The organism is Stenotrophomonas riyadhensis, from assembly GCF_040256885.1.
Taxonomy (GTDB): domain Bacteria; phylum Pseudomonadota; class Gammaproteobacteria; order Xanthomonadales; family Xanthomonadaceae; genus Stenotrophomonas; species Stenotrophomonas riyadhensis.
This window is the reverse complement of record NZ_CP155568.1, coordinates 437210-455769: the sequence shown is the minus strand read 5'-3', so window position 1 is coordinate 455769 and position 18560 is coordinate 437210. Positions and strand designations below refer to the sequence as shown.

Below are 18560 nucleotides of genomic sequence, written 5' to 3'. Positions count from 1 at the left end.
CACGCGTGGCCCGCACAAGCGCCGTGGCTCACGCTTCGACAATGGGCCTGAAGCCGCCCCAGAACATGCGCCTGGTGTCGAACGGCATGTCCTTCGGGCCCAGCGACGCCAGCCGCGGGTCCGCCATCACTTTCGCGTTGATACGGTCGCGCGCCGCGCGCGAACGGAACACCACAAAGGCGACGATCACCGTTTCGCCCGGTTTTGCCTTGACCGCGCGCGGGAACGAGGTGCTCTTGCCCGGCTCCACGTCGTCCGCCACGCACTCCATGTACTGCAGCGCGCCATGGTCCTTCCACACCGCGCCGGCCTTGCGGGCAAGGCGGCGGTAGGCCGCCACCTTGTCCTGCGGGCACGGCAGCACGTAAGCATCCACGTAAGCCATGAGGTGTCTCCCTGCGGCGACCGTCAGCCCGGCTCGCCGTCCATGTGTGCGATTTCCCAGAGATGACCGTCCAGGTCCTGGAAGCCGCGCTGGTACATGAAGCCATAGTCACGCGCCGGTTGCGGCTCGCTGGCGCCCGCCGCGAGCGCCTTGTCCACCATCACATCCACCGCCTTGCGACTGTCGGCGGACAGGCAGGTGATCACTTCGGTCTGCTGATGTGCGTCGGCGATCGACTTGTTGGTGAACTGCCTGAAGAACGGCTGGGTCAACAGCATCACGTAGATGCTCTCGCTGATCACCATGCAGGCCGCATCATCGTTGGTGAAGGTCGGGTTGAAGCTGTAGCCCAGCGCGGCGAAAAAGGCCTTGGAGGAATTCAGATCCTGCACGGGCAGGTTGACGAAGATCATCTGCGGTTGCGGTGCACTCATCGGTGAAGCTCCTTGTGGATGGAAGAAAGAGGGATCAGGGCTGCTTCATGCAGTTGACCATCCACGGCTTGCCGTAGCGGTCGATCAGCATGCCCCAGCGGTGCGCCCAGAACGTTTCGGCGATCGGCATCTGCACCTGGCCACCTTCGGCCAGCGCCGCGAACACGCGTTCGGCTTCTTCGATGCTGTCGACGTCGACATTGATGGTGGTCGAGCCCCCCTCACCACCACCCGGACCGTCGGCCGCCATCAGGATGGCGCTGCCGATCTCCAGCTGGCTGTGTGCGACATGGTCCAGGGTCTGCGCCGGCATCTCGTTGCAGCCGGGCATGCCATCGGACGGCGGCATGTCGCGGTACTTCATTTCCGAGGTGACCTGGCCACCGAGTGCCTTGGCATAGAACGCCATCGCGTCGTGGGCCTGGCCGCTGAAGCCAAGGAAGGGAATCAGTCTCATCGCACTACTCCGTTGAGTGTTGCAGGGGGGTGACACCGGGCATGCCCGGCAGATGTGAAGCAGGGAACGGGTCAGCCTTCCAGCTGTGCACGCAGACGCTGTTCCTGCTGCTGTAATTCGGGGGTGAAGGCCTCACCGAAGTCTTCAGCGGAGATCAAGGGGCGCAGCTCCAGCGTGCCGCCACTGCCGAAGGGCGCACGGCTGGCCCATTCGACCGCCTCGTCCAGCGAGCGCACGTCCCACAACCAGAAACCGGCGATCTGTTCGCCCGCAGGGCCAAACGGACCGGCCTCGACCTTGGGCGCGCCGCCGCCGAAATGAATGCGACGTCCGCGCTGGGTGGCATGCAGGCCTTCACCGGCCAGCATGATGCCGGCGGCCACGAGTTGTTCGTTGAAGGCGCCCATTTCGGACAATTCCTGTTCGCTGGGCATGCGGCCGGCTTCGGAGTCGGCGTTGGCCTTCACGATCACCATCACTTTCATTGCGGTCTCCCGTGGGGACGCGTGGTGCGTGCCCTTCACTGGGTACAACGAACCAGAGGGCTGGGAATCGACACGTTCTCTGAGAATTATTTCTTCCGTGGAAAGCGCGCCTTCGGCGGGAGTCGGCGAACGGCGGAGCCCCTCCGTGGTGGGGTTGGATTGGTCGCTGAAAAGCTCGGGTTCATGGGTTTGGCCGGGTGGGTAGGCGGGTCGGGGGACGCCGTAAACCCGTCCCTGGGGGCTTGGCCGCGGCATCCATGCCGCGGACACCCCCGCCCCGCCTACCCACCCGGCCTTGGACAAGTTCCTGTCTCCGTTCCACCACGGGAAGATCAAGAAAAAAAGCAAAAGCAAAAGCAAAAGCAACAGCAACGGCGGTTGGCTGGCGGCCTCGGCTTTGCGAGCGAAGCGACCCGCTTTCGCTCTTGTTGTTGATTTCCCGTGGTGGTTCGGCGACCGGAATCTGTCAGGGGTCGGGCGGGTGGGATTGGCGGGGTATCCGCGCCATGGATGGCGCGGCTAAGCCTCCAGGGACGGATTCACGGCGTCCCCGCCAATCCCACCCGCCCGACCCACCCTCTGAAACCCAGCTTTCAGCGACCAACCCACCCCACCACGGAGGGGCTCCGCCGTTCGCCGATCGCCCGCCGCAGGCGGCCTTTCGCGCTGCAGCATGCCGGCAGGCAAACCTGCGCCATCATGGACACCCCGCCCCCGCCCCCGCCTGGACCGTGCCATGCAGCAGTACCTGCTTCTGATCTACATCGAGCCTGCCCTGCTGCAGGCGCTGCCCACCGAAGAATTCAACGCCTTGATGCGCGATTGCCTGGCGCACGCCGACAAACTGCAGGCCGAAGGCACGCTGCTGGCCGCGCAGAAGCTGCAGCCGGTCGACACCGCGCAGACCCTGCGCGTGCGTGATGGCCACAGCCGTGTACTGGATGGCCCGTTCGCCGAAACCCGCGAACTGCTGGCCGGCTTCAACCTGATCGTCGCCCGCGACCGCGACGAAGCCATGCGCATCGCCCGCGATTTCCCGTGGGCACGCTTCGGCAGCATCGAGGTGCGGCCGCTGGAAGACATGGACGCCGAGCGCGAACGCTGCGGCGCCCCGGCTGCGGCTATGGCAGCAGCCGTACCCTGATCTCGCGCGGGCCCACGCCTTCGTTGCCGCTGTAGTCGCGCACGCTGGCGCGCACGGTGTACTCGCCCGGTGGCAATGCCGCCGGCTGCCAGCGCCCGGTTTCCATCAGGCCATCACGCACGGTGTTGGTGGCCAGGTAGCGGAAGCGGGTCACCGCGCTGCCATGCACGGTGATGCCGCTGTCCGGCGCGTAGGCCACGCGCACCGCTTCGTTCTGCGGCGGCATCCGGTTGAACACGATGTTCCAGCGCGGTTGCTCGTAGCCCTGCAGCGGCTGCCCGGCAGCATCAAGGATCTGGTAGCCCACCTGGTACATGCCCAAGCGGCGGCGCGGCAGGTTGTTATCGACCTGGTCCCAGGCCTCGACCACGATCTGCACGCCGCGGCCCTGCCGCGCCACCATCACCACGCCGTCGCTGCCTGCGGTCATCGGCTGGTCGTTGTCGTCCAGCAGGGCCACATCGGTGATGCGCGGCGCGAAGTGGTCGGCGTAGTTGTGGAAGCCCAGCGCCACCGCGTTGGTTTCGAAGCCGCCGGTCCCTACGGCCAGATGCACGTGCGCCTGGTTGTTGATGCTGCCCAGGCGATCACCGACGTGGATGCGCATGCCGCGACGCACGCGCATCCGCTCCAGCTTACCCTGCTCGTCGTACAGCGCCTGCCAGCGCGCATCGAACGGCTGGTCGCGCGGGGTGCGGCCGACCCGCATGTGAATGTACTTGAGGCGGTCCACGGCCAGGCCCTCGGCCTGCCCCCCCAGGCTCCACGCCGCTACCGGGCTGCTGATCTTGCCATCGGCGATCGCCAACACGGTCTGGCCGACATCACCGCGCACGTCGAAACCGCCGTGCAGGTGGTGGCGGCTCTCGCCCTTGAAGTTGCCGCGCACCTCGCCCAGCGTGCCGACCACTTCATGCCAGCCGTCCTGCGGTGCCAATGGCCAGCGCCCACCGGTATCCGGCAACGCTGCATCGGCAGCGGGCCCGACCAGTGCCGGTGCCGGCAAATCACCCACCGGCAGCGGGCGCAGGCGGTGCAGGCGATAGCTGGCGGAATCGGCGACCAGCACACTGCCGTCGGCATCCATCGCCAGACCACTCGGGCGGGCCAGTCGCGGCAGGCGGCCGTTGCCCACCAGCGCGATCTGGTGGCCCTGCGGTGTCACCTGCACGACGCGGCCATCAAGGTCACCCACGTACAGCACGCCGTCGTGCGTGGTGGCCAGCGACAGCGGCCCATTGATCACGCCGCCATCGCCCAGCAGCGTGCTGACCGTGCCATCGGCACCGACCCGACGCACCGCGTTGTTGAACAGGTCGGCCACCAGCAGCGCGCCGTGCGCATCGAAGGCCAGCGCCACCGGGGTATCGAAGCGTGCATCGCTCGCCAGACCATCGGCCAGCCCCGGGCGCTCGCCGCCGGCCAGGGTACGCACATTGCCATCGGTGCCGATTACCCGGATGCGATCGTTGAATGTATCGGCCACGTAGACCTGGCCCTGCGCGTCCACCGCGATGCCCATCGGCGCATCGAACCGCGCCTGCGTGGCAGGGCCATCGGCGTAGCCCTGTTCGCCACCGGCCAACGTGGTCACCTGGCCATCAGTGCCAATGCGGCGGATCGCATGGTTGCCGGTGTCGGCCACGTACAGGTTGCCCTGCGCATCGGCGGCAATCCCGGAGGGCGTATTGAAACTGGCCTGCAGTGCCGGGCCATCAATGCGCCCCTCGCCCTGCCCGGCCACGGTTTCGACGCGGCCATCGGGCAGGCGTCGGCGGATGCGGTTGTTGTCGCCGGCATCGGTGAAATAGATGCTGCCATCGGCACTGCGCAGCAACGCGTACGGGTCGGCGAAACGGGCCTGGGCAGATGCGCCGTCACGATCACCCAGGTGGCCATCGCCGGCCAGCGGCTCGATCTGCGCGGTCCAGGCCAGTGGCGTGGGCGCTGGGCCTGCCGGTTCAGCCAAGTGGTGCAGCGGGGTCTCCCACCAGGTTGCAGCCAATGCCACCGCCGTTGCCAGCGCCACGCCTGCCGCCATCCATTGCCACCGTGCCATCGTGCTGCGCTGCCTGCCTGCTGCTTGAAGAGGCAACGACAATAGACGCTGGAGGCGCGATCCGCCACGGCCAATCGTACTGCCGGATACCAGAGTTCCATGCGTCGCGCTTGTTCTCGTTGGCTACAGCGGGTTCAATGCTCTTCCCACGGATGGAGATCCTCCATGCCCCGCGTCTTCCCCCTCGCCGCCCTGCTGGTGGCTGCACTGGCCAGCACGCCGGCCTCCGCCTCGATCACGGTGGCGCCACAGAAGCCGTCCGTCACCGCCGATGCGATGCACCAGGCCTATGCCACGCGATGGGATGAGGCGATCCAACAGTCGCGCAGTGGCAACACGCTGGGCGCACTGATGGCGATGGAACGGCTGATGGAAGATCCGATGCTGGATGACTTCGATGCTGAACATCGCGGCCGCGCCGCGCAGGTGGCCGGCTGGACCGCGATGGTGCAGAAGAAGCCGGACCAGGCCCGTCGCTACCTGCAGCGCGCGCAGGAAGCGCTGCCGGACGATGCGCAGATCCTGCTGACCCTGATGTCGCTGGAGCTGTCCGAGAACAAGCCCGCTCCCGCCACCAGGCTTCTGGTGCAGGCACTGACGCATGCCGACGCGCCGCTGCCACTCGAGCACCAGACCATCAACTATCTGCAATACCGCCTGCGCGAGCAACCGCAGCAGCGCATGGAACTGCTGCAGGCCCTGTTCCACAATGGCTGGAAGAGCGGCGGCCTGGAACCGACGGCGATGTGGCTGGTGCTGGCAACGCTGCAGGTCGACAACGGCCGTGGCAACGACGTGCCGGCCACCCTGGCCCGCATCGACAGCCCGGCCGAAATCATCCGGCTGCGCAGTGACAAGCGCTTCGATCCCTATGTCGATCGTGCCGATCCACGCTTTGATCCCGTGCAGGCTGCACAGAAGCATCTGGACGCACTGCGTGTATCCGGCCTGCTGGATCGCAAGCTGGATGCGCGCATGGCGCAGTTCAGCAGCACGCTGCTGATGCTGGACCGCAACGAGGAAGTGCTGGCGTTGACCGATGGCATGGCGCGTGCGGCCGCAGAGGGCGAATCTCCTTCGGCGGAGGAAGCCGAGTGGGTGGCATGGCTGCTCAACAGCCGGATCACCGCATTGCGCCGCCTGGGCCGCATCGACGATGCCCTGGCTGCAGCGCAGCAGGCCGCCCGCATCGGTGCGCTCGGTCCGGATGGCATCGAGCACCAGCTGAATCTTGGCTTCGTGTTCACTTCACTGGGCCGCATGCAGGATGCCGCGCAGGCGGTGAACGGCATCCAGGGCCTGGCGGGCTACGGCAGGGCCGCACAGGCGCTGGTACAGTTCGCCGCCGCTCGCGAGCGGGGCGACAGCAAGGCGATGGACGTCGCGCGCGACGCCATCCTTGCCGAGCGCGACAACGCGCGCCTGTTCCATCGCGAGATGCTGCTGGACGAAGGCAACCTGGACGGCGCCGCCGCAGTGCTGATCGAACAGCTGCGTTCACCCCTTGATCGCGACGACGCGCTGGCCAGCCTGCAGGACATGCGCACCTATCCGTCGCTGCCGGGTGATGTGAAGATCGATGCTGCCTGGCGTGCGCTGAAGCAGCGCGCCGACGTGCAGGCCGAGGTCGCCCGCATGGGCCGCATCGAACGCTACGAACTGGTCGGCAGCTCGACCTCGCGCTGAGCGGCTTTTGTGTAGAGCCGAGCCCATGCTCGGCTGCCGGCACCATGAGCCGAGCATGGACTCGGCTCTACACGACACATCCAGCACCGCCAGCCTAGCGCGCCGGCACCTCGGTACGGATGCCCATCGCTTCACGGTAGCGCGCGTACAGCGCCATCACCTTGTCCACATAGGCCAGGGTTTCGGCATAGGGCGGCACGCCCTTGTAGCGGGTCACCGCGCCGATGCCGGCGTTGTAGGCGGCAGCGGCCAGCGGCCGGTCGCCGTTATAGCGACGCAGCAGCGCCCGCATGTAGCGGGCGCCGCCATCGATCGACTGCTGCGGTGAGAACGGATCGCTCACACCGTATTCCTGCGCGGTATCCGGCATCAGCTGCATCACGCCCTGTGCGCCCTTGGTCGATACCGCCAGCGCATCGAAATTGCTTTCGGCATGGGCGATCGCGCGCAGCCAGGCATCATCCACGCCGGTGGCCTTGGCAGCGGCCTTGAACTGCTTGGCATGCTGTGCCAGCTGCGGCGTGCCGACCTTGCCCAGGCCCTCGTGTGCCGGTTCCCCCGGCGGCGTGGCCATGGTGAACTTCAGGAACACTTTCGAGCCGGGCAGGTTGCGGGTGGAGTAGACCAGCACACCGTCCTGCTCGCGTTCGTACAGCACGCCACTGAAAACACCCATGTTGCCCCACAGGTTCGGGGTCTGGATGGCGTTGTCGTCGATCTCCTTCGCGGTACAGCGCGAGCCCGGCTCCGGTGCGGTGGCCAGGCTGACGGTGTTGCCCTGCACGCAGCGATAGACGGTGCGCGCTGCAGCCAACCCGGGCCACAGGCTGGGCAGCAGCAACAGCGCGAGCAGGAAGGGGTGGCGGGACATGGCGGGCGGATCATCCGGCCACGCCCGCTAATGCTGGGTGAATGGGGGTCGGCAGGGCTGCGCCCTGCACCCGCGGTAGTGCCGGCCGCTGGCCGGCAACCTCAACAGCAACGGCAACGACCGATTTCCTGCGGGGGTCGGATCCCGTTGCTGAGCAACGGGCTCTGACCCCACTCCAGAAAGATCTCTGGATCAATCAATGGAACGAAGACGCCGGGTTACTTCGCAGTCCTCCGCCGCACCCAATACCCCACGCCCAACAGCACGAACCACACCGGGCTGGCGATCAACGCCTGGCGGGTGTCACCCTGCAGGCTAAGCAGCACCAGCACGCCGGCGAAGAACACCAGGCAGGCCCAGCACATGGCGACGCCGCCGGGCATCTTGAAGATCGATGCCGCATGGCGTTCCGGGTAGCGGCGGCGATAGACCATGTAGGCCACCAGGATCAACGACCAGACGAAGATGAAGAGCACGGTGGCCAGCGTCGTCACCAGGGTGAAGGCGGTCACCAGGTTCGGGATCAGGTAGATCAGCAGGGTGCCGCCCAGCAGGCACAGGCAGGAGAACAACAGGCCACGGGCCGGCACTGCCGCGCGCGACAGGCGCGACAGCCCGCGCGGTGCGTGGCCCTCTTCGGCCAGGCCATACAGCATGCGGCTGGTGGAGAAGATACCGCTGTTGGCCGAGGACGTGGCCGAGGTCAGCACCACGAAGTTGATCAGGCTTGCGGCGGCAGGAATGCCGGCCAGCACGAATAGCTGCACGAACGGGCTCTTGTCCGGCACCACCTGGCGCCATGGGGTGACGGCCATGATCGCAATCAGCGCCAGCACGTAGAAGATGATGATGCGCACCGGGATCGAGTTGATCGCCTTCGGCAGGTTGCGTTCCGGATCAGCAGTTTCGGCGGCCGTGGTGCCGACCAGCTCGATGCCGACGAAGGCGAACACCGCAATCTGGAAACCCGCGAAGAAGCCGACCAGGCCCATCGGGAACATGCCACCGTCATTCCACAGGTTCGACAGCGATGCGGTGTGGCCGCTGGGCGAAGTGAAGCCCCACGCCACCAGCCCGGCACCGGTGATGATCAGCGCACAGATCGCCACGATCTTGATCAGCGCGAACCAGAATTCCATTTCACCGAACAGCTTCACCGTCACCAGGTTCAGCGCCAGCAACAACAGTACGCAGGCCAATGCCGGTATCCATGCGTCCAGCCCGGGGAACCAGAACTGCGCGTAGGCGGCGATCGCGATCACATCGGCAATGGCGGTGACGATCCAGCAGAACCAGTACGTCCATCCACAGAAGAACCCGGCCCAGGGGCCGAGCAGGTCGGTGGAGAAATCGATGAACGACTTGTACTGCAGGTTGGACAGCAACAGCTCGCCCATCGCGCGCATCACGAAGAACAGCATCGCGCCGATGATCAGGTAGACGAAGACGATGGACGGGCCCGCCAGGCTGATGGTCTTGCCCGACCCCATGAACAGGCCGGTACCGATGGCACCGCCGATGGCGATCAGCTGCAGGTGGCGGTTGGACAGGCTGCGGCGCAGGTGCTCGGGAGGCGTTGCGGGCTCGGTCATGGGCGCGGGAAAGGGCGGGCGAAGCGTCCGACGGTAGTCCTCTACGGCCTGGAGCGCCAGCGCCGGACGGCCCGATCACGTCAAACCTGGCCGCTTTCATCACAATGTGACCCAGTACCTGATTCGTCCCATTCCACCCGGCCCGGCGCCATGCTCAGATAGCCGCATCTGCCCAAGGACCGGCCCCGCCCATGCCTCCTGCCCTGCCCGCCCCGCTGGAGCTCCGGCCATGAGCCGGCTGCGCGTGATCATCGGCGGCACCGCACTGGCGCTGCTGGCGGCGGCGCTGCCGATCGCGGTGATGGCCTACGCCACCTGGGACCGCACGATCAGTGTCGAACAGCAACGGCTGCACGACATCGCCCTGCGCACCCTGCGCCGTTCCGACCTGTCCTACCACGAGGCGCTGGCTGCGCTGAAATCGGCCGAGGCCAGCACCACCTCGGGCTGCGACGACGAACACATCCGGCGCATGCAGACGCTGGTGATGACCACGCCGTCGGCCGACCAGATGGGTTACTTCGAAGGCGGCAAGCTGCGCTGCACCTCGTGGGGCCCGTTCCGCTCCGACGTGAACCAGCCCAAGGCCGACCACGTGACCAGTGACGGCGCCGGCATTGCGGTGGACGTGCGTCCCGAAGCCAGCGGCCGTCGCCAGGTACTGTCGATCCTGTACGGTTCCTACGACGTGCTGGTCGATCCGCGCCGCTTCGTCGATGTCATCGTGGATCCGCATGTGCGCCTGGCGCTGGCCAGCCCGGATGGGCGCCTGCTGGCCAAGCAGGACGGCATGGACCCGGCACTGCTGGAGGCCCTGCTGCGCAATCCCGGCGAAGGGCTGGACCAGAACACGCTCTACGCCACCGCCCGCAACGAGGAATGGCTGGCGATCGCCACCACGCCACGCACCGCGCTGGCCGCCACCTTCCGCCAGCAGGCCTGGCTGTTCGTGCCGCTGGGCCTCCTGCTGGCGGCCGCCGGCGCCGGCCTGGTGATCTGGCTGTCGCGGCGGCGCCTGTCACTGCGTGGCGAGCTGGCCACCGCCATCCGTCGCCGCGAGCTGTACCTGCATTACCAGCCGATCATCGAACTGGACACCGGCATCTGCGTGGGCGCCGAGGCCCTGATCCGCTGGCAGCGTCCGGACGGTACCCAGGTGCGGCCGGACCTGTTCATTCCACTGGCCGAAGAGGCCGGCATGATCGCGGCAGTGACCGACCTGGTGATCGAGAACGTGGTGCGCGACATGCGCGAACTGCTGGTGGCCGACCGCAGTGCGCACATCGCGATCAACCTTGCCGCCGAGGACATCAGCAGCGGCCGTGCCTTGAAGATGATCTCCAAGCACATGGCCGGCAGCGGCATCCTGCCGCAGCAGATCTGGATGGAGGCCACCGAGCGCGGCTTCCTCGACCTGGACCGCGCCCGCACGATGCTGGCGCAGGCACGCCGTGCCGGTCACAGCGTGGCCATCGACGATTTCGGCGTGGGCTTCTCCAGCCTGCAGTACCTGGAACAGCTGCCGCTGGATGCGCTGAAGATCGACAAATCGTTCATCGATGCGATCGGCACCGAGAGCGCGACCAGCCCGGTGACCCCGCACATCATCGACATGGCCAAGGAACTGGGCCTGTGGGTAGTGGCCGAGGGCGTGGAGACCGAGGCGCAGCTGGCCTACCTGCACAGCCGGCACGTGGAGTTCGGGCAGGGCTGGCTGTTTTCGCGGCCGCTGCCCCGTGATGAGTTCGTGGCGTTCCACCACAAGCGGCAGCAGCGATACGGTGCGGCGCGGGAGCACATGCAGAATCCGCGCAGCGTGCCGATCGAGCGTGAGGGGATCGAGTAGGACGGCCAACGGCAGAGCCCCTCGTGGTGGGTCGCGTACAGCTATCCCGGAGTTGGCCGGGGCGGTCGGGTTCGCGGGGGACGCCGTAAACCCATCCATGGGGGCTTGGCCGCGGCATCCATGCCGCGGACACCCCCGCGAACCCGACCGCCCCGGCCTCTGACAGGTTCCGGCGGCGTCCCACCACGGAATCAACAGAAGAAAGCAAAAGCAAACGCGGGTCGCTGCGCTCGATAGATCCACGCCATGCGTGGATGGCGTGGACCACGGTAGTGCCGGTCGCTGGCCGGCACCTCGGTAACGTCGGGTCTGCGCCTACGCCCAGGCTTTCGGCCGTGCCAGCAGCCAGGCCACGGTCACCGCCAGCAGCAGCAACGGCAGCCAGCCCAGGTGGCTCGGGCCGCTGGCCTGCAGCAGCACACCGCCCGCTACGCCACCGGCGGCAATCGCCAGGTTCCAGCCGGTCACCAGCATCGACTGCGCCAGGTCCGCAGCGGCACCGGCTCGGCGTGCGAGCGCGGTCTGGAACAGGGTAGGTACCGTGCCGAAGGCCACGCCCCACAGGATCGTCGCCAGCAGCAGCGGTGTGGCCTGTCCTGGCCACAGCAGCAGGGTCAGCACCGGCAGGACGAAACCGATCACGGCCGCCCATACCAGCGTGCGCAGATGACGATCCACGCCCCAGCCTGCGATGCCGATGCCAGCGATGGCTGCCACGCCGAAGGCCAGCAGCAGGCGGTCCAGCCACGGGCCGGCACCCGCCTCCACCGCCAACGGTTCGATGTAGGTGTAGAGCACGTTGTGCGCCAGCACGTACAACACCATCACCAGCAGCGCGCTGCGCACGCCGGGCATGCGCCAGACCGTACCCAGCGACGTACGTTGACCGGCACCGGCTGCTGGCAGCGCCGGCAGTGCCCAGCGCGTGTACGCCAGCAGGCCCACGCCCAGCACGCTCATCAGCGCAAACGCCCAGCGCCAGCCGATCTGCTGGCCCAGCAACGTACCGGCCGGCACGCCCAGCGACAACGCCAGCGGCGAACCGACCATCGCTACTGCAATCGCCCTGCCCTGCAGCGAGGGCACCACCATGCGTGCTGCGTACCCCGCCACCAGCGACCACAGCAGGCCACCACTCACGCCCGCCAGGAAGCGCGCGGCAAGAATCAGCGGATAGCTGCTGCTCAGTGCGGTCAACGTATTGACCACCACGAAGCCAGCGATCGCAGCGAGCAGCAACGGGCGTCGTGGCAGGCGCTGGGTCAGCGCGGTCATCGGCAACGCGGCCGTCACCGAACCCAGCGCATACACGCTGACCAGCTGGCCCACCGCGGCGTCGCTCACGCCGAGACTTTCACCCATCGGCCGCAGCACACCGGCCGGCAGGGTCTCGGTCAGCAGGGTGATGAAGCCGCCGCCGGCCAGCGCCAGCAGGCCTGCCCACGGCAGGCGCGTGGCCTCACCGGCCGGGCTGGCCGCGTCGATGGCATGGCCGCTCATCGCACGGCCTCCAGATCGACGTAGACCGCGTCACGCAGTTCATCGACGAAAGCGCCGTCCATGCCTTCGTACAGGGTATTGGTCAGTGCCACCACGCTCAGCCCGCGCGACGGGTCGACGAACCAGCTGTGGCCATAGGCACCTCCCCAGCGCCACGTGCCTTCGCGCTGCGGGGTGCCACTGGCCGCCGCATCGCGCAGCACCGCAAAACCCAGGCCGAAGCCCCAGCCGGCCGGTTCCGGCGGCCCCTGCTCGCCCACCTGCGGGGTGCCCATCTGCGCAGCAAGCGCGACCGGCAACAGGCCCGATGCCTGCACGTCGCGCAGTGCTTCCAGCACGGTCATCACCTCATCGGCCGTGCCAACCAGGCCCGCACCCGCAGAAGCAAAACGGCTGGCGTCGGTGGCACGCGCGGGACTGTAGTCGATACCCACCGTCCCCTCGAACGGCGCGACCACCTCGCCCTCCTGCAGGCGATGCGGCTGCGGCATGTCGGTGACATAGGGCGTGGCCAGCCGCGCAGCATCGTCGATGGCAAACGCGGTATCGCGCAGGCCCAGCGGCGTGGCCAACAGGCGTACGAACAACGCCTGCAGCGTTTCACCGGTCGCGGCTTCGGCCACCGCACCGGCCACGTCAACGCCCAACGAATACATCCATTGGCTGCCGGGGGCGAACAACAGCGGTGCCTGGGCAACACGCAGCACGTTCTCCGCCAGGCTCACGGGATTGGCATCCATGCCGTCACTGACACCGGCGCGCGCATACGGGCCGTCGGCGTCGGCTTCCAGAAAGCGGTAACCCAGCCCGCTGCTGTGGCTGAGCAGTTGGCGCAGGCTGATCGCTGGCGTGCTGCCATCGGCCAGGGCCGGGCGGAAGTCCGGCAGCCAACGCTGCACCGGCGCGTCGAGGTCGAGCACGCCCTCGGCCACCAGGCGCAGGATCACCGTGGTCAGCAGCGGCTTGCTTACCGATGCCAGCCGGAACAGCTGGTCGCGCCGCATCGGCGTGGCCGACTCGCGATCGGCCAGGCCGCTGGCGCTGGCATGACGCAGCACACCGTACTCGCGTACCAGCACCACCGCACCGACCAGGCGCTGCGGGTGGACCTGCTGCAGCAGCCGCTGCACCGACGGCAGGGTCGGCGTGGGTTCAAGGGAAAGGGCAGCGTTCATCGCGGTGATCCGTGGGGAGAGGCCCGCCACGTTAGGCAGCACGCCAGCACGCAAAAAGCCGGTTGCCGCTCCGGGCATCATGGACCGTGCAGTCCGCAATCGGCATGATGGCCGGAACTGCAAGGCCGCAACGGTCCCCACGCCACCCCGCACCACAGTGTTGCGATGGCGGAGCCACCCGCTACAGCCGCGCCGACCTACCCTGCCGCTTTCATTGCCCGCATACCCATGTCAGTCCTCGACAACCTCGCCAATCTGCAGACCTTCGTGCACGCCGCAGATACCCGCAGCTTCGTCGAGACCGGGCGCCTGCAGGGCATCTCCGCCTCGGCCGCTGGCAAATGCGTCGCGCGGCTGGAGCACGCACTGGGCGTGCGCCTGTTCCATCGCAGCACTCGCAGCATCACCCTCACCGCCGAGGGGCAGCTGTTCCTGGCACGCTGCCGGCGCATCCTCGACGAGCGTGATGCCGCGCGTACCGAGCTGGCACAGCCACATGCCTCCCCACGTGGCACGCTACGTATCAGCCTGCCCCTGGTCGGCGACCTGACCCTGCCGTTGATGGCCGAGTTCATGGCCGCGTACCCGGACATCCGCCTGGATCTGGATTTCAGCGATCGGCTGGTCGATGTCATCGAGGAAGGTTTCGATGCCGTGCTGCGCGTCGGCGAGCCCAGCGACTCACGCATGAACGCCAGGCGCCTGGGGGTCTTCCCACGCCGCATCGTCGCCTCGCCGGCCTACCTGCAGCGGCGCGGCGTTCCCCGCACGCCGGCCGAACTGATGCAGCACACGCTGCTGCACTATCGCTTCCCCAGCACCGGCAAGCTGGAGCTATGGCCGATCCACTGGCCCGATGACGAAACCCCGCAGGAGCTGCCGGTGCACATGGTGGCCAACACCATCGAAGCGCGCGTGGCATTGGCCCTGCGTGACATCGGCCTGGCCTTCGTGCCAGTGCACTCGGTACGCGATGCACTGGCCGATGGCCGCCTGGTCACCGTGCTGGACGAGCACGTGCATTCCTGCGGCATCTTCCACCTGCTGTGGCCCTCGGGCCGCCACGTGCTGCCGAAACTGCGCGTGTTCATCGACTTCGTCAGCGCACGCCTGGAAACCGTGCCCTAGGCCATCGATCCACACCATGCCCGGCCCACAGTAGATCCACGCCATGCGTGGATGCCTTTGTAGAGTCGCGCCATCAAACCATTCAGCCAGCCCCGCTATACTGGCCGCTCATCCCTCCCAGAGGCTCGCGACCAATGCGCCATTGATGCCGCCGTCTTCCCACCAGACGGCCTGACTCTTCCCGCCCCTGCGCGCAGGGGAGAACCCGGCATCCATGGAGGTCGCATGACCCCGCATTCCCTCACGCTCGATCGCGTGTCGTATCGATTGGCCGACGGCCGTCCGCTGTTTTCCGATCTGACGTTTTCCTTCGAACCGGTCGCTACCGGCCTGGTCGGTGCCAACGGCGCCGGCAAGAGCGTGCTCGCACGCCTGCTGGCCGGCCGGTTGCTGCCCGACAACGGCCAGGTTCGCGGCAGTGGCCGCGTGTTCCTGTTGCCGACGCCCGGTTATCCACCCGCCGGCACGGTCGGTGAACTGGCCGGCGTCGGCGCGGAACTGGCCGCGCTGCAACGCATCGAAGCCGGCAGCGTGGACGAGACCGACTTCGCCTGCGTCGGCGACCGCTGGGATCTGCGCGAACGCCTGCAGCAGCAATGGCGGGCACTGCAGCTTCCCGACGACCTCGATCCCGCCCAGCCGGCCGCGCGCCTCAGCGGCGGCCAAGCGATGCAGGTCGCCTTGTCCGGCGCCTGGGCCAGCGGTGCTGATTGGTTGATCCTGGACGAACCCAGCAACCACCTCGACGCACGCCATCGCCAACAGCTGTACGAGCAATTGCAGCAGTGGCGCGGTGGCCTGCTGGCGATCAGCCATGATCGCGAACTGCTGGGGCACATGCAGCAGATCGTCGAGCTCGATGCGCGCGGACTGCGTCGCTATGGTGGACCGTGGCAGCACTACGCCGACACGCGGACCGCCGAACGTGACGCGGCTGCCACGCAGCTCGACCATGCGCGCGCCCAGCACCGGCAACAGCAACGCAGCGCGCGCGAACAGCACGAACGCCAGCAGCAGCGCCAGGCACGCGGCAACCGCGATGCGAAGCAGGCCAACCAGGCACCGATCCTGCTCGGCCGGCAGAAGCAGCGCGCCGAAGCCAGTCACGGCCGCGCACAGCAGGTACAGGCCGAGCGCCTGCAGGCCAGCGCCGATCAGCTGCGCGCTGCGGCCTCGGCGGTTCACACCGCGCCGGAACTGGCGCTGTTTGCCGGTGCGGGGGAACGTGGCAGCACGCGCCTGCTGCAGGCCGAGGCCTTGGTGCTGCCGCATGGCTGCGATGCTCCATTGCAGCTGGATGTCCGTCGCGGCCAGCGCATTGCCGTGGTGGGTGACAACGGCAGCGGCAAGTCGACCCTGCTGCGGGTGCTGGCAGGTCAGTTGCCCGCGCGTGATGGGACCGTGCAGCGTCACGCACCGCTGGCGCTGCTCGACCAGCAGCTGCTGGGGCTGTCCGGCGAATGCAGCATCCTCGACAGCGTGCAGGCCGCCAACCCGAGTGCCGACCCCGGGGAGCTGCGCACCCGCCTGGCCCTGTTGGGTCTGGACGCACAGCGCATCCAGCGCCCCGCCAGCAGCCTCAGCGATGGCGAACGGGTGAAAGGCGCACTGGCCAGCGTGTTGTACGCCGATCCCGCGCCGCAGCTGTTGCTGCTGGACGAGCCTGGCAATGCACTGGACCTGAGCGCATTGCAGGCATTGGAAGAACTGCTGGCGGCATGGCCGGGTGCCCTGATGATGGTCAGCCACGACCTGCATCTGCTGCAGGCGTTGCAGCCGACGCAGGTGTTGCAGGTAGGCGCCGATGGATGGCAGTGGCGCGATGCCTTGTAGATCCACGCCATGCGTGGATGGATGCATGGCGGGTAGTGCCGGCCGCTGGCCGGCAACCCATGGATCCTCAATGCACCGTCAACGCTTCCACGCCGGGAACGACTGCGGCAACTGCTGCCACAACAAGGGTCCCGCACGCAGCTCCTGGTCGTTGAGCAGGCACGCATCCAGTTCCGCGCGCACCGCGCGCTCGTCCATGTGCACGCCGATCACCACCAGCTCCTGGCGCCGATCCCCCCACAGCGGGTGCCACAGCCGCTGCATCGCCGAATGCGCGGCCCTGTCCGGGAATTCCTCCAGCCCCGGCAGCGGCGCACTCCAGCAGTCGGCCTGCTGCCGTGCCCAACCGAGGTCGCTGTAGGGCAGCGGCGTCGGCGGCAACAGCGGCGTGGTGTCTTCCAGCCCGGCCCGCACGCGGTCACGCGCTGCGTACCAGAAGCCCGCCGCCTGCGTGCGCGTCGCTGCACCCACGGTGTTCAGCTCGCCCACCCAGTCCATCCGATTGGCCAACCAGAACCAGCCCTTGCTGCGGATCACGCCGGGCATGCCCGACTGCAGCGCGCGAGCAAAGCGCGCGGGGTGGAACGGACGCCGCGAACGGTAGACGAAGCTGCCGATGCCGTACTCCTCGGTTTCCGGCGTGTGCTCACCCCGCAGCTCCTTCACCCAACCCGGCGCGCGTTGTGCACGTTCCATATCGAAGCGGCCGGTATCCAGCAGCTCGGGCAACGGCACGTCACCAAATCTGGACAGCAGCAGCTTCGCATCACGGTTCAACCCGCGCAGCACCGCCAGCGTGTCCTGCAGTACTTCGTCATCCACCTGGTCGATCTTGCTGACCACGATCACATCGGCGAACTCCACCTGCTCGCACAGCAGATCAACCACGCCGCGGTCGTCATCCGGGCCGGCCTGCTGGCCACGTTCGGCCAGGCGCAGGGTCGAGCCGAAGTCGGCAAGGAACGCGCTGCCGTCGACCACCGTCACCATCGTGTCCAGCCGCGCGATGTCACTCAGGCTGAAGCCGTGCTCGTCGCGCACTGCGAAGGTGGCTGCCACCGGCATCGGTTCGCCGATGCCGGTCGATTCGATCAGCAGGTAGTCATAGCGACCGGCATCGGCCAGCCGCCGTACTTCCTGCAGCAGGTCGTCGCGCAGCGTGCAGCAGATGCAGCCGTTGCTGAACTCCACCAGCGTCTCTTCGGTGCGGCGCAGTTCGGCGCCACCTTCGCGCACCAGCTGCGCATCGATGTTGACCTCGCTCATGTCGTTGACGATGACCGCCACGCGCAGGCCCTCGCGGTTGCGCAGGATCTGGTTGAGCAGGGTGGTCTTGCCGGCCCCCAGGAAGCCGGACAGCACGGTGACCGGAAGGCGACGGTCGGCGCGGGAAACAGTGTTCATGTCGGAGCGGGTTGGCTGCGGAACGGAAATGTTACTGTATAACAATTGTTGCGCAAGGAACCTCCCCCGATGAAGTCGCCTTCTGCCGCCCTGCTCGATGCCGGCGCGGTCGCCCTGTCCAGCCTGTGCCTGCTGCACTGCCTGGCGCTGCCCCTGCTTGCCGCCGCACTGCCGCTGTTCGGCACCTGGGCCGAGGCGGAATGGGTGCACCTGCTGTTCGTGGCCATCGCCCTGCCGCTGACCGGCTACGCACTATGGCGCGCCGAGCGCCGTCACCCGCTGCCCGTACTGGCCTGGGCCACTGCCGGCGCCGGGCTCGGTCTGCTGCTGGCCGGCGCGCTGGCGCTGCCCTCGCACGACTGGGAAACGCCGATGACCGTCACCGGCAGCCTGCTGCTGGCCGCCACGCATGTCTGGAACGCACGGCACCGGCACGGGTAGTGCTTGCCGCTGGCCGGCATCCCCATGAACGCCGGACATACCCGGTAGTGCCGGCCGCTGGCCGGCAACTGCATGAGCTTCGGACCCAACCTGCAGGTGCCGGCCAGCGGCCGGCACTAC

Annotated in this window: 17 protein-coding genes; 7 read left to right on the top strand and 10 right to left on the bottom strand. The window is 67.6% G+C overall.

Annotated elements, in window-relative coordinates:
- Window positions 1–28 precede the first annotated feature (28 nt).
- The 4 genes from SriyCCGPB3_RS02115 to SriyCCGPB3_RS02100 form a co-directional block, all read right to left on the bottom strand.
- Complete coding sequence (locus SriyCCGPB3_RS02115; protein ID WP_110710915.1) at window positions 29–385, bottom strand: DUF1428 domain-containing protein; 357 nt, start codon at window positions 383–385, stop codon at window positions 29–31.
- 23 nt (window positions 386–408) lie between these two features.
- Window positions 409–819 carry a VOC family protein gene (locus tag SriyCCGPB3_RS02110; RefSeq protein ID WP_350259816.1) on the bottom strand — a complete coding sequence of 137 codons (411 nt, stop codon included), beginning with the start codon at window positions 817–819 and terminating at the stop codon, window positions 409–411.
- Window positions 820–853: 34 nt separating this feature from the next.
- The gene (locus SriyCCGPB3_RS02105) at window positions 854–1276 is read right to left on the bottom strand and encodes a VOC family protein (RefSeq protein ID WP_110710913.1); all 423 of its coding nucleotides are present in this window, start codon (window positions 1274–1276) and stop codon (window positions 854–856) included.
- Window positions 1277–1347: 71 nt separating this feature from the next.
- Complete coding sequence (locus tag SriyCCGPB3_RS02100) at window positions 1348–1761, bottom strand: YciI family protein (protein WP_180859041.1); 414 nt, start codon at window positions 1759–1761, stop codon at window positions 1348–1350.
- Window positions 1762–2056: 295 nt separating this feature from the next.
- On the opposite strand from SriyCCGPB3_RS02100, the gene SriyCCGPB3_RS02095 reads away from it, so the two are divergent.
- Both SriyCCGPB3_RS02095 and SriyCCGPB3_RS02090 read left to right on the top strand, forming a co-directional pair.
- On the top strand, window positions 2057–2284 hold the full coding sequence (locus tag SriyCCGPB3_RS02095; protein ID WP_350259815.1) for a hypothetical protein: 228 nt from the start codon (window positions 2057–2059) through the stop codon (window positions 2282–2284).
- Window positions 2285–2497: 213 nt separating this feature from the next.
- Entirely contained in the window at window positions 2498–2905 is a 408-nt protein-coding gene (locus SriyCCGPB3_RS02090) for a YciI family protein (protein ID WP_004153945.1), read from the top strand.
- Here SriyCCGPB3_RS02090 and SriyCCGPB3_RS02085 read toward each other — a convergent pair.
- Entirely contained in the window at window positions 2883–4964 is a 2082-nt protein-coding gene (locus tag SriyCCGPB3_RS02085; protein ID WP_350259814.1) for a gluconolaconase, read from the bottom strand. The genes SriyCCGPB3_RS02090 and SriyCCGPB3_RS02085 overlap by 23 nt on opposite strands.
- 165 nt (window positions 4965–5129) lie before the next feature.
- On the opposite strand from SriyCCGPB3_RS02085, the gene SriyCCGPB3_RS02080 reads away from it, so the two are divergent.
- Window positions 5130–6650, top strand: a complete 1521-nt coding sequence (locus tag SriyCCGPB3_RS02080) for a tetratricopeptide repeat protein (protein ID WP_197612515.1) — start codon at window positions 5130–5132, stop codon at window positions 6648–6650.
- Between the two features lie 94 nt (window positions 6651–6744).
- On the opposite strand, the gene SriyCCGPB3_RS02075 is transcribed toward SriyCCGPB3_RS02080, so the two are convergent.
- Together SriyCCGPB3_RS02075 and cycA are read right to left on the bottom strand one after the other, a co-directional pair.
- Window positions 6745–7521: a lytic transglycosylase domain-containing protein gene (locus tag SriyCCGPB3_RS02075; RefSeq protein ID WP_180848209.1), complete on the bottom strand. Its 777-nt coding sequence runs from the start codon at window positions 7519–7521 to the stop codon at window positions 6745–6747.
- Window positions 7522–7739: 218 nt separating this feature from the next.
- Window positions 7740–9113 carry a D-serine/D-alanine/glycine transporter gene (cycA, locus tag SriyCCGPB3_RS02070; protein ID WP_180854847.1) on the bottom strand — a complete coding sequence of 458 codons (1374 nt, stop codon included), beginning with the start codon at window positions 9111–9113 and terminating at the stop codon, window positions 7740–7742.
- A gap of 229 nt (window positions 9114–9342) precedes the next feature.
- Between cycA and SriyCCGPB3_RS02065 the strand changes: the two genes are divergently transcribed.
- Window positions 9343–10959 (top strand): EAL domain-containing protein, encoded by a 1617-nt coding sequence (locus SriyCCGPB3_RS02065; protein ID WP_153856190.1) that lies wholly within the window; start codon window positions 9343–9345, stop codon window positions 10957–10959.
- A 315-nt stretch (window positions 10960–11274) separates the two neighbouring features.
- On the opposite strand, the gene SriyCCGPB3_RS02060 is transcribed toward SriyCCGPB3_RS02065, so the two are convergent.
- The gene (locus SriyCCGPB3_RS02060) at window positions 11275–12459 is read right to left on the bottom strand and encodes an MFS transporter (protein ID WP_350259813.1); all 1185 of its coding nucleotides are present in this window, start codon (window positions 12457–12459) and stop codon (window positions 11275–11277) included.
- Window positions 12456–13634, bottom strand: coding sequence for a serine hydrolase domain-containing protein (locus tag SriyCCGPB3_RS02055; RefSeq protein ID WP_350259812.1), 1179 nt, complete (start codon window positions 13632–13634; stop codon window positions 12456–12458). The genes SriyCCGPB3_RS02060 and SriyCCGPB3_RS02055 overlap by 4 nt, the downstream gene beginning before the upstream one ends.
- 228 nt (window positions 13635–13862) lie before the next feature.
- On the opposite strand from SriyCCGPB3_RS02055, the gene SriyCCGPB3_RS02050 reads away from it, so the two are divergent.
- Together SriyCCGPB3_RS02050 and SriyCCGPB3_RS02045 are read left to right on the top strand one after the other, a co-directional pair.
- Window positions 13863–14762: a LysR family transcriptional regulator gene (locus SriyCCGPB3_RS02050; protein ID WP_350259811.1), complete on the top strand. Its 900-nt coding sequence runs from the start codon at window positions 13863–13865 to the stop codon at window positions 14760–14762.
- Between the two features lie 225 nt (window positions 14763–14987).
- Window positions 14988–16595, top strand: a complete 1608-nt coding sequence (locus SriyCCGPB3_RS02045) for an ATP-binding cassette domain-containing protein (RefSeq protein ID WP_350259810.1) — start codon at window positions 14988–14990, stop codon at window positions 16593–16595.
- A 78-nt stretch (window positions 16596–16673) separates the two neighbouring features.
- On the opposite strand, the gene SriyCCGPB3_RS02040 is transcribed toward SriyCCGPB3_RS02045, so the two are convergent.
- On the bottom strand, window positions 16674–17999 hold the full coding sequence (locus SriyCCGPB3_RS02040; RefSeq protein ID WP_350259809.1) for a GTP-binding protein: 1326 nt from the start codon (window positions 17997–17999) through the stop codon (window positions 16674–16676).
- 69 nt (window positions 18000–18068) lie between these two features.
- Between SriyCCGPB3_RS02040 and SriyCCGPB3_RS02035 the strand changes: the two genes are divergently transcribed.
- A complete protein-coding gene (locus tag SriyCCGPB3_RS02035) occupies window positions 18069–18440 on the top strand; it encodes a MerC domain-containing protein (protein ID WP_110710901.1) in 372 nt (123 codons plus the stop codon).
- Window positions 18441–18560: the final 120 nt, after the last annotated feature.